The organism is Leeuwenhoekiella parthenopeia (assembly GCF_020782115.1).
In the GTDB taxonomy this organism is placed as follows: domain Bacteria; phylum Bacteroidota; class Bacteroidia; order Flavobacteriales; family Flavobacteriaceae; genus Leeuwenhoekiella; species Leeuwenhoekiella parthenopeia.
On record NZ_JAJGMW010000021.1, the window covers coordinates 1 to 10,826 of the forward strand.

Genomic DNA, 10,826 nt, shown 5'->3' on the forward strand with positions numbered 1-10,826 from the left:
ATCTATACCAACAATTAAAAACGTATTTTAGTTATTACAATACAAAAAGAAGGCATCAGGGAATAGAAAACGAAATACCGCTGGTAAAGTATTTAAACAAACAACAAAAAGCAGCTTAGTCAATATAGCCGGAACTTAATTTAAGCTGAAAACTGCCCTACAAATGGGGGGATGCTCAGATGATTTATAACTGTCAAAATTGATATCGAGAAAAAAACTAAAAATGAAATTGAAATTATTTTTAGGCTGTCTTTTATCATTTTCTTTTTTTAAATGTTGAGTTATGAGCGTTTTAAGAATTTCAAGACTTTCTTATATACATCCCAAACCAAAATCAGAAACGCCAATCCAAAAATCATTAAAGCATAATTTTCTTTTCCAATAAGTTCAACTATACTATAAGAAAAAAAATAAAAGATGATTGCAGTCGGAATTCCAACTAAAAGAGACTAACTAAAACAGCTAAAATCTTTCTCATTCTTTTACTTTCAATTTTCTCTTGTGTTCGTCAAAATGTCTTACAGCGGTATAGCCGGTATTCTGTATAGTTTTTATTCCCTTGTTTTATTTACGTAAGTGTAGAGTTTAACAATTCCATATTTACCAGCACTTCCAAACAAAGGAATACTTTTTTCCGATTCCATTATTTCAATCCGCTTAATGTCATTTTTAGAGATTTCAATTTTTTTATCTGTCTCTTTATAATGATAGGTAAAAGGTTCTCCATTTACAATTACCATTGGAATTTCTCCCAGTTTTCCATTTTCTTGATTTTCTTTTATAAAATCAATCAGAAAGAATTTTTTATTTCCGCTGTCAGTAAGCAAATAACGTTTTTCAATATCGGTCAGGTTCGACATTTTACAGCTAAAAGTCAAACATAAAATCACTAATATTGGAATCAGTTTTCGCATTTCTTAAATTATGCACAACAGTCACGTATAACCGTCAGTTACGGGTTAATATCCGTTAATTTTCGGTTAGGCACTGACTTTAGCAATTCCGAGTGGATTCGGACGCAGCCGAATCCGCCGTAATTGCGGTTATACACTGTTGTGGGTATGTGCTTTTTGTTCATACAATTTCAATATTTCAATACTTTTATTAAGTCTTTCCTTGTCATAACTCGGAAAAAATATTTGAAAATTTAAAAGCCTTTCTTTTGAAATTTTATCTCCATTGATTGCACAAGTCAATAAGATTTCTTGAAGCGACCATAGATTCCTTTCTAAATCATCAAGTTTTTTATTTTTCAATTCAATAGTTTCCTCGAAATATTCATTTGCACTTTTTAAAGCTCTATTATTGATTAAGGGTGGTTCTAAAATAAATTCTTTTTTCGTTGTTTTAATACTGTCATTTTCCACATAAATTTCCTCTCTAAAAACAGAATAATATTTTTGAATCCAATTATTTTCTTCATACTTTTTATCCCAATAAAAGAACATTCTGATTGGTTCTATTATGAGTCTACCATCTTTATACGATTTTAAATAGGGACCAAATTCGTTTCTTATAACTTTTCCTGTTTTTAGGTTATAAATTGTTTCAGATCCACTACTAGATTTTCGCTTACTCAAATATTCAATTTTATTTTTATAAGTGGCTAAAACCTCGTATTTTTTGTGTTCACCCGAAACAAGATTGACTCTTGTTGTGTCACAAAATATGATACTGTCATTTCTTGAATAAATTCCACAATCTGGCCAACTTTCATCTGGACAATCAAAGAAAGGTTTAATTTCTTTTTTACAAGAGAAAATTATTAGTATTAAAAATAAAAATATTAATGTCTTTGTCATTTTCAGCATTACCCACAACAATCGCATAACAGTAAAAAATATACTGTTATATCCTTTTTATAATCCATTGTAAACGTTTACCAGCGTTTGCGTACGCCTAATAAACCCTTAATCAGGCTAAATATAATTCATTCTATTCAGATCTTTTTACGGAATTCCTCAGTAACCGGTGATTAGCCGTTTTTTCCAATAAAAAACCCGCTCTAAAGATTACTCTAAAGCGGGTTGTACGTTGTTTTAAAACCGGTTGCTACTGTCCCGTAGCGGTAGTAGTTTCCTGTTCTTCTCTAATGGCTTTATCAATACGCCCGGCCAGGTACATATGGTCTGTAGCTGAGTTTTTACGCAGTACGTTGGTCATTAGACATACGATGTACTTAGGCCCGCCACCGGGATGCTCCACAATGATTACCGAGTTCATATAGTTAAACACATTACCGGCATAATCACCGCAACCGCCTTTACTTTTATCGCATTTGTAAAAGCTTCCGCTTTTAAAATATACAGCAGCCGAGTCGAGATCGTGCGAGTAGGCATAGCGTATACGACGCTCGGTCTGGTACATTATCCGTTTCATCTCCAGGCTTGAGAGCGAATCAATGGCTTTCCCCTGTTCCAGATTGATGAGAAATTTCATCAAACCTTTAGGCGAACCAATACTGCCGCCCATTCGGCCTACATAGCGTTCCCCGCCGTTGGTGAAAAAGCCACCCAGGCGCCATTCGTCTTCGGTGATTCCCATTTCGCGCAGGGGTTCGTTTACCACTTCGTTTGCCAGGCGGGTCACCTCGGCACGATCGGTATCTTTAAACCATTGCATAGCTTCCTCATCGGTAAGGTTAAAGTATTTTTCGCCAAAAACCTTTAGCAACAAAGCCTCCCGATACACCACACTGGCTGCACCGTTGTTGCTTACCGCCACCATATGGTCAATCCACTCATACAGGCTAAACACATCGCTTTCCTGAGCCTGTCTTTTCGAGAGTTTATCTTTTTCGATATCGTAGATGGGGATGGTATGATGATCGTAAACGGCAAAAGGACCACCCTTTACACGTTTGTATTTCAGCAGATTTACGCGCGCGCCCCAATCATCGGGACATAATTTTTCAAGCTGGTCAAAAATAGCTACCAGTATGGCCAATTTGCCTACACTACCGGGCTGATAACCGCGGGTCTCGTTACGGGCAGCGTATTTCAGGTTGGTGGTATCGGTCATATCGAGTACCGAGATCGAGTAGCTTTGATCCAAACCGTAAAAGAGTCCGCCAATTTTCTTCTGAAATTCGGGATCTTCTTTCATATAGGCGATTGCGCTGTCTGCTTTTGAAGTCAGACGTAATTTGATATCATCTATAGAAAGGTAGGCTCCGGGCGGGATGCGGGTATATTTGATGCTGTCGCGTACTATTTTTTGCAGGTAAGCGAGGCGGTCTATCCCGGTACGTTCATAACCGTCAATAGGATAGGTGCCTGCGGGCATAAAGCTAAGCACGGCCAGCAATGCGAGTGGAATAAACAGTAAGGCTTTTTTCATCTCATTTCAAATTTGTTTACCGCAGGCAATCTGTGTTTTGATTGCCGCACAGGTATTGGTTGATTTATTAAATGCCCGGTATGGGCTTTACTAATCGGTTGTTTATAAGGCGCTGTCGAGTTCTATAAACGCTCCGGCGTCGGTTTTAGGCGAAATCGAATCGAGATAGCCGTTGCTTAAGGCATTTTTATTTTCTACAAACGGACGTATTTGGAATAACCAGAGTTTGTTGTCCTGAAACCCGAGCTCCACATCATAAGCCCCGTCGTAATCGGTATTGGTTTCCTGCGGAATTTTGGTGCGTATTTCACGAGCTACTTCGCGCAAGCTTTCAATATTCTGCGCATTGAGAATGGGCGATTCAAAGGTGGTCGAATAGCCTTTTGTACTTCCCGTTGCCGGAAGCCTGATGTAATCGGGCTGACGGGCGGGCGCCAGGAGGCGATCTCCCTGTGCAGTCACCAGACGGGTTTCGGCAGCCTGACCGTCTACAGCGCCACCGGCTCCACGGCTAAAGGCCACGGTAAGATCTTCATCGGTGCCTTCATTGATCCCTTTGGTGATCATCACCCCGCTGTAATCTACGTCTACGCTGGGAATAACCAGAATGGAAGGGAAGACATTTTCCGGATTAGAGAGGTATGCCTGTCTCCATTTAAAACTGCGCTCAGTATACGGCGAGGCCCATACTTTTTTAATACCGTCCAGAATTTGCTGTTCCTGTACCACGTTGAAAAGGGTGAGGTTGAGTCCGGCACCGGTAAATTCCTTAAGGTCTTCCATATTGGTGTCGCTGCGCAGAAAAACCGGAGTCTGCCCGATTGGCGAACCGAATATTTTTGAAAACGAACTGCGCAGTTCACTTACAAATTGAGGCTTCAGTTGCATCGCGTTGATCGCATCGCGCAGCGTGGCCAGTTGTGCCAGTTGAAAAGCTTCTACCTGAGATTCGGGTGTGCCGGCCTGGCGTTTCGCTTCCGCGGAAGCAAACATATCGGTAAGAAACTGCCAGTAACTTTTACCCTGACCGGGCATTGGTAAATTCATATGATCTCTAAAAATTCCGAAAGGGATCACCAGACCTTCCACTACTTTATCGGGGAACATTTTCTTAAGCTGACCTAAGTTAGCAGCTTTTGGCCCTGCCAGAATACCACTTGCCGAAGCATCGATATCCCGCATATTGAGGATGTTTTTTTTATCGAGCTGAATTTTTTCAATAGGTACCGCGATTTTGGCCTGGCTGCGCTCTTCTTTGCTGAAAAGTTGCTCTTCTTCGCGCGTCATTTCTGAAGCCGGTTTTAAAATAACCGTTCCTTTATTAGAAACCGCGTAAAATACGGTCTTACCGTTATAGGCTTCCAGATCTTCGAGGTTGGCATCGCTTAAAGCAGCGTTGGGTATACCCAGATTCCGGGCCAACAGCTGCACGTGAGAAACCAGGTTTCCTTCATCTACAGTAGCAATCCCCGCAACCGGTTTGAGGTCTGAAGGCGGACGCTTAAAGATGTATATTTTTTGATTGTCTACTTCCACACCGTCAGGATTACCGGGAACTACCACCAGTTCGCCCATCGCATAGCCGGGGTTGAGTCCGTGAATGGCACTTTGATCTGCAATTTGCATCACATTGTTCTCCAGATTGGAACGTTGGGAAATAAAATCGCCCAATTCACTAACGGCTTTCCCTAACGGAAGCGCCACAGACGAGCGTACGCGATCGTCTATGAAGCCCTGAGAAAGGGGTTCAAAAGCGGTGTAATCTTCAACCACACCGTCATAGGTAGCTTTAGCCATTGCGGCGCTCCATTGCACTACATTGCGTGCGGTGTTTAATATGGTGTTGAGTTCGCCCTGCGAAACATTGGTGTATGCGATAGGAGCGAGGATGCCGTTTACTTCATCCCATTCCCAGACTTCGATGAGGCCGGTGCCGGCAGTGGCATAACTCAACTGATATACTTTATTTAAAAGTTCACGAAGGCTTGAAGGTTCCCATTCCGGTGCTTTTTTGAGTAAAACATCTTCTAATTTGAGCGAAATGTCCAAAAGCTCCAGGCGCTCTTTGGCACTTTTTACCTGAGTGATCTGGGTGCGTATGTTGCACAGCAAATCACTGATCTGAGGGATCAAAGAATCTGCGGGGGTTTCAAACGTATTTGCCTTGGTAAACTGAAGCAGGGAAGTTTTTACATCGGGGTTGCTTTTAAGGCTGCTTACCCGTTTGTTGAGTGCCGTAAAATTTATGGGAGCATAGTACTCGCGCATAGTTTCCAGCAGTTGGTTTAAATCGGTTTTCAGGTCCCCTGAAAGCTGATCATTATACTGCTGCATAAAATTTTGAACCAAAGCCACATCACTTACATCGGGCTGGCCGTGAATTTTCACACGGGCATCCATAAATTTAGGGAATTCTTCAGCAATTACTTTTGATTCACTGCGCATCCGCTGGGCTAGGTTGTCGTCTCCGGCATGTGGAATGTCTTTAAGCGCCTGGCGGATGAGGTAGTAATTGGCTTCCAGACGGGCATCGTCTTTTAAAAGCCATTCAAAAAACTCAATACCCCAGGCTTCTTCATCTTCAGACTGAATGGCACCGCGGTAGAATTGTGCTTTTTCCAGAATCCAGCCATTATCTACACTTTTCAGGTAGTTTCCCAGTTGGTATTGTTTGAGGCGGCTGTGCTCATTTGAGGCATCCCAAAATTCCTGTTTGTCTGCGGCGGCGAGAATTTCACCAAAGTATAACTTATTGCGCTTAGCAAGATTTTTAGTGATTTCCTTATAACTGGCGTGCTGAATACCATCTACGCCTTCCGGGCAGGGATCTTTGGGCTCCCGCATCGTGCCGTCTTCACAGAACCAGCGGATGCGCAGGTAGGGACCTCGCGGATCATTTTTAAATTCCTGAATGGTGTTTTTGATGCTTTCGGCAGCGTATTCCTGGGCTGTAGCCTTAAACCCGATAATCATTAGAATTCCGAAGGCCAGACGTAGTGCAGTTTGCATAAATGGTTGTTTGCCACAAATGTAAGTGCAAGCCCTGTTAAGAATGGCTTAAAAAAGTTTATGATTTTCTTAAAAGTCGAAAAGTTGATTCAAAATTTAAGGATTTGGTTTTCAGTTTTCTGTTTACCGTTTTGGATTAGATATTTTAAATAACCCAATAACCCTATTCTTCCATTTCGAGTTTACTGAGCTTTTTATAATTGTCTTTGAGGCGTTTTAACAGGATACCATAGAGTAATTTGTAAAACAGCCAGATCACTAGCGTGAAGATTAGAATAGAACCGGTAAACGTAGCGATAATGCTTAAGGGTAGGTGTTTAGAACCATCGGGATCAATCACATACAGGCTGTCAAATTTAGGGTCATAAGCTGCGCTTGCCACAAAAACAACAATGCTTACCAGAATAACCATTACCAGATTGTAGATCACGTATGCGTTAACAATTTTTCGCACTCTTAAGATGTTTTTCATCAGTTTTCGGGTGCTTGAAGTGGTTTCGACCTCTTTATACGTTTTATAAAAACAGTAGATAAAAAATCCGAGAACCGCGTATTGAATGATTGTTAGAACAATATCAAACTCAAGAAGGTGTAGCTCTTTAAATTTGTCAATTTGTTCTGCATTTATGCTTATGACATTGAGGAACGTCCAAAACACAAATTCCAAAATGGAAACATAAAGCAACCACTTCATCAGCGATGAAGAGCGTTTATGGGTCATTTTATATATGGAGTCTGTGCTCACTACGGGTAGATCGGCTTCCTGCCGCTTCCAGTCCTGTTTTAAAAATTCAAGTTCATCCATCGGGTGCTACACATTTAATAATTCTTTTAATTTGCTTTTCACGCGGTTCATCTTTACCCGCGCGTTAACCTCACTTATTCCCAGAGTTTCAGATATCTCACTGTAGGGTTTGTCTTCGAGGTACAGGAAGACTAAAGCCTTGTCGATATCATTGAGTTGGCGTATGGCTGCGTACATTAACTTAAGCTGCTCTTCTACCGTATTATCATACTCGGTACTTGCGATTTTAAACATCACATTATCGTAGTCTGTAGTAGGTATACTGCGCTTTTTCTTGCGGTACAGCGTTATGGCCGTGTTGAGTGCCACCCGATACATCCAGGTACTAAACTTGGCATCCCCTCTAAATTTAGGGTAGGCCTTGAAGAGCTGTATAGTAATCTCCTGAAATAAATCATTATGTGACTCCCGGTCGTGCGTGTACAATCGGCAGATTTTATGCACGATGTTCTGGTTAGCCTCTAGCTGGGTTACAAATTGTTTTTCAAGTTGCGGATCCAATTTTGAATTGTTAGTTATGAAATTAGTATACCCGAGCTTAACATTGTTACAGCTAGTGCTAAAATATTGATAAAGATTAAGCCGTCTCTGCGCTGTGTCTTAACTTTACGATAAACTAACCGCTATGAATATCCCTGATTCTCAAAAGCCTCGCATCGTAATCATAGGTGGGGGATTTGGAGGAATGAACCTGATCAAGAAGTTAAAAAAAACAGATTATCAGGTCGTTTTACTTGACAAACGCAATTTTCACACCTTTCAGCCTTTACTCTATCAGGTCTCTACATCAGGACTCGAGCCGGAGTCGATAGCTTACCCCTTGCGCAAAATTATTCGCAATCAAAAAAATATGCATTTCCGCATAGCGGAAGTGAAACGTATTGATACAGCGCTTAAAAAAGTACGTACCGATATTGGTGATATCTCCTACGATCATCTGGTGATTGCAACCGGCACCCGAACCAATTTCTTCGGAAACAAAACAATTGAAGAGAATGCAGTCTGGATGAAGAGTTTGCCACAGGCACTGAACATTCGCAGTTTGATGTTTGAAAATCTGGAAAAGGCAAATCGTACCAACGATCCTGTTAAGCGGAAGGAATTTCTAAGATTTGTCATCGCCGGTGCCGGCCCAACAGGGGTAGAGCTTAGCGGTGCGATTGCCGAACTGCGTTCTAACGTCCTACAGGCCGATTATCCGGATATGGACATTTCAGAAATCGAAATACATTTGATTGAAGGAGCAGACCGCGTATTGCCGCCTTTTAGTGAAAAATCATCTGCCAAAGCTCAAAAGTTTTTAGAGGATATGGGCGTAATCATACACCTGGAAACTTTTGTAGCCAATTATGAAAACAATCGTGTGACTACCAAAGGTGATCTTACGCTTGATACCGCTACCTTTATCTGGTCTGCAGGTGTAACCGGGGCATCTATTGAAGGTTTTGAGTCTACCTCACTTTTACCGAAACTCAACCGGTATAAGGTGGACGTATATAACAGGGTGGCCGGTTTTGAAGATATTTATGCCATTGGCGACATCGCCTTAATGGAGACCGAAGACTGGCCCAAAGGACACCCACAGGTGGCTCAGCCCGCCATTCAGCAGGGTAAAAATCTGGGCAAGAATTTCATCAATATGGAAAAGGGTAAAGACCTTAACCCTTTTGAATACTTTGATAAAGGCTCTATGGCGACCATAGGCCGAAACAAAGCGGTTGTTGATATTGGTAAACTGCAATTTGGGGGCTTCTTCGCCTGGTTTATCTGGATGTTTATTCACCTCTGGTTTTTGGTAGGTTTTAGAAACCGGGTGGTCACGTTCTTCAATTGGACTTATAGTTACATCAACTACGACAAGGCGGCGCGCTTAATCGTTCGGCCTTTTAAACAGAATAAAATCATTGCAGAAGAGGACTAGTATGTTTGTGTGTCAGGCTTGTGTCAGGCTGAGCCTGTCGAAGCCTTAGGGATTACAAATTGTTTAACGTTTCTAAACCTGGCCTAGATTAAACAAGTTAATCGATACCTTCTGTAAACTCCTTGATTTCTCCAAATCGCGAACTTAGGGGCGAAAAGAACTGCGTGACCATACCGGTGTGATTTTTATTCAGGATAATCAATTCTGCTTCGGGCTGGTATTCTTTCAGTTTTTGATAAAACAAATCGTTGTAATAATACAGAGAAGGATACGTCTTGGTGCCTAAAAACATCAGGATAGGCGGAGTCTTTTCGTCTAAATAATAAAAAGGAGAAGCTTTCTTCCATTCGTCCTCATTTTTGGTCCAGGTCACGTCGTAATAATCCTCACCAGTAGGCGGATTTTCCTGAAGATACTCATACATATCAAGGCCTGCCGCATCATCCAGAATGATTCCTTTTATATAATCGGGGTTGTTGAGGTAATCCGGGCTCATCGTAGCCAGAGCAACCAGATGGCCACCGGCAGAATGTCCCATTAGAAAGATCCGGTCGGGTTTACCACCATAGTTGGCGATGTTCTCGTGCGTCCAGCGTATGGCTTCAGCGATTTCCCGGGTCATCCCATCATAGTTCACATAAGGACTCAGCGTATAACCGGGCACTACCGCCACATAATCTTTACGCGCAAAATTGCGACCCACAACCGAATAGGTTTCTTTATTACCGCTATTCCAGTTTCCGCCGTGCACAAAAATCAATACATCGTGTGGATTGAGTGAATCTTTAGGCTTAAAAACATTGAGTTTGGGTTCTTCGGCAGAAGCGGTGTAATCACCTTTTATGTAGGTGATGTCTTCCTGCTTTACAGAAGCGCAGCTGGTGATTAAAACGGCTATGAGCAGATAAAATATTCGCATGGTTTAGAGTTGGTTTAAGATACTAACGTCGCTTTTCAGCTTTTATTCCCATTTTTCAATAACAAGATTGGAGGTGTGGTTACACGGTGGTTAGCGAGCTTGTTTAGTTTTTTTAGTCCTGGCTACTTTTTGTATTTATCATTTAATCCGACACGTTTTTTAATCAATGGGATTGCCTTTTCGAGCCGGCTTAGACGGGTTTTCGGTTGTTTGGCAGCTGTTATATACTCGGCATATTCTTTTTGTAGACCGGGAGTAAGAGTATGAAATTCATCTTCTAAACCGAAATGAATGGCAAAAGCCTGCTTTAATTCATCAGGAAGAGCCACCTCACTGCCTGAAGATGCCGTTTTGATGTCAAGTCCCTTTTTCTGATTCGAAATCGCCTGTTTCAAAAAGTCTTTAAGCTGAACTTTATCAATATCAGAAATCCTCTCGTAACGCAGCTGTCTCAGTGCTTTGGTCTTGCCTTCCTGCGCATTAAAAAGCAATTTTTTTGGGTCTTGCAACAGGGCTCCGTGGAAAAACCAAACGCCAAAATGATTTTTAAACCGGGCGAGTCCTGCGACGTTTTTGCCGTTCAAAGTATAGACCGGACTGTTCCATTTAAAGGTTTCGGTGAGTTCGGTTTCCTGAAAAATAGCCCGGAGCTTTAAGAGGGCATCTTTAAACTCATGCTCCTGCTCAAAATAGGCCTTGATTTTGCTGGACTCGTTCATTTTTGGTTGGGAATTTTGGAGACTTTTTTAGCATAAAAAATTAACTATAAAATTAACTAAAACGCTCCTGTTAAATTTTAAAACGGAATCTTTTTCGTATTACATTAGTACTAC

The 10,826-nt window shown here is 41.5% G+C and carries 9 protein-coding genes; 1 reads left to right on the plus strand and 8 read right to left on the minus strand.

Annotated features, from left to right (window positions below; all coding sequences use genetic code 11):
• Positions 1-551 precede the first annotated feature (551 nt).
• The 6 genes from LLW17_RS14330 to LLW17_RS14355 form a co-directional block, all read right to left on the minus strand.
• Positions 552-914, minus strand: coding sequence for a hypothetical protein (locus LLW17_RS14330; protein WP_228230979.1), 363 nt, complete (start codon positions 912-914; stop codon positions 552-554).
• Positions 915-1,043: 129 nt separating this feature from the next.
• A complete protein-coding gene (locus tag LLW17_RS14335) occupies positions 1,044-1,802 on the minus strand; it encodes a hypothetical protein (RefSeq protein WP_228230980.1) in 759 nt (252 codons plus the stop codon).
• A gap of 250 nt (positions 1,803-2,052) precedes the next feature.
• Positions 2,053-3,339, minus strand: a complete 1,287-nt coding sequence (locus LLW17_RS14340) for a serine hydrolase (RefSeq protein WP_228230981.1) — start codon at positions 3,337-3,339, stop codon at positions 2,053-2,055.
• Positions 3,340-3,441: 102 nt separating this feature from the next.
• On the minus strand, positions 3,442-6,348 hold the full coding sequence (locus LLW17_RS14345; RefSeq protein ID WP_228230982.1) for a PEP/pyruvate-binding domain-containing protein: 2,907 nt from the start codon (positions 6,346-6,348) through the stop codon (positions 3,442-3,444).
• Positions 6,349-6,511: 163 nt separating this feature from the next.
• Positions 6,512-7,153: a DUF8845 family protein gene (locus tag LLW17_RS14350; protein WP_228230983.1), complete on the minus strand. Its 642-nt coding sequence runs from the start codon at positions 7,151-7,153 to the stop codon at positions 6,512-6,514.
• Between the two features lie 6 nt (positions 7,154-7,159).
• Positions 7,160-7,654: an RNA polymerase sigma factor gene (locus LLW17_RS14355; protein ID WP_228230984.1), complete on the minus strand. Its 495-nt coding sequence runs from the start codon at positions 7,652-7,654 to the stop codon at positions 7,160-7,162.
• A 124-nt stretch (positions 7,655-7,778) separates the two neighbouring features.
• On the opposite strand from LLW17_RS14355, the gene LLW17_RS14360 reads away from it, so the two are divergent.
• A complete protein-coding gene (locus LLW17_RS14360) occupies positions 7,779-9,074 on the plus strand; it encodes an NAD(P)/FAD-dependent oxidoreductase (protein ID WP_228230985.1) in 1,296 nt (431 codons plus the stop codon).
• Between the two features lie 97 nt (positions 9,075-9,171).
• Here the strand turns inward: LLW17_RS14360 and LLW17_RS14365 are convergent, their stop codons facing one another.
• Both LLW17_RS14365 and LLW17_RS14370 read right to left on the minus strand, forming a co-directional pair.
• Positions 9,172-9,993: an alpha/beta hydrolase gene (locus LLW17_RS14365; protein WP_228230986.1), complete on the minus strand. Its 822-nt coding sequence runs from the start codon at positions 9,991-9,993 to the stop codon at positions 9,172-9,174.
• Positions 9,994-10,115: 122 nt separating this feature from the next.
• Positions 10,116-10,712, minus strand: a complete 597-nt coding sequence (locus LLW17_RS14370; RefSeq protein ID WP_228230987.1) for a YdeI/OmpD-associated family protein — start codon at positions 10,710-10,712, stop codon at positions 10,116-10,118.
• Positions 10,713-10,826: the final 114 nt, after the last annotated feature.

Excerpts from the sequence above, each read along its gene's own strand:
- LLW17_RS14330 (WP_228230979.1), bottom strand. The coding sequence starts at position 914 with ATGCGAAAACTGATTCCAATATTAGTGATTTTATGTTTGACTTTTAGC.
- LLW17_RS14340 (WP_228230981.1), bottom strand. The coding sequence starts at position 3,339 with ATGAAAAAAGCCTTACTGTTTATTCCACTCGCATTGCTGGCCGTGCTT.
- LLW17_RS14360 (WP_228230985.1), top strand. The coding sequence starts at position 7,779 with ATGAATATCCCTGATTCTCAAAAGCCTCGCATCGTAATCATAGGTGGG.
- LLW17_RS14350 (WP_228230983.1), bottom strand. The coding sequence starts at position 7,153 with ATGGATGAACTTGAATTTTTAAAACAGGACTGGAAGCGGCAGGAAGCC.
- LLW17_RS14335 (WP_228230980.1), bottom strand. The coding sequence starts at position 1,802 with ATGACAAAGACATTAATATTTTTATTTTTAATACTAATAATTTTCTCT.
- LLW17_RS14370 (WP_228230987.1), bottom strand. The coding sequence starts at position 10,712 with ATGAACGAGTCCAGCAAAATCAAGGCCTATTTTGAGCAGGAGCATGAG.
- LLW17_RS14345 (WP_228230982.1), bottom strand. The coding sequence starts at position 6,348 with ATGCAAACTGCACTACGTCTGGCCTTCGGAATTCTAATGATTATCGGG.
- LLW17_RS14365 (WP_228230986.1), bottom strand. The coding sequence starts at position 9,993 with ATGCGAATATTTTATCTGCTCATAGCCGTTTTAATCACCAGCTGCGCT.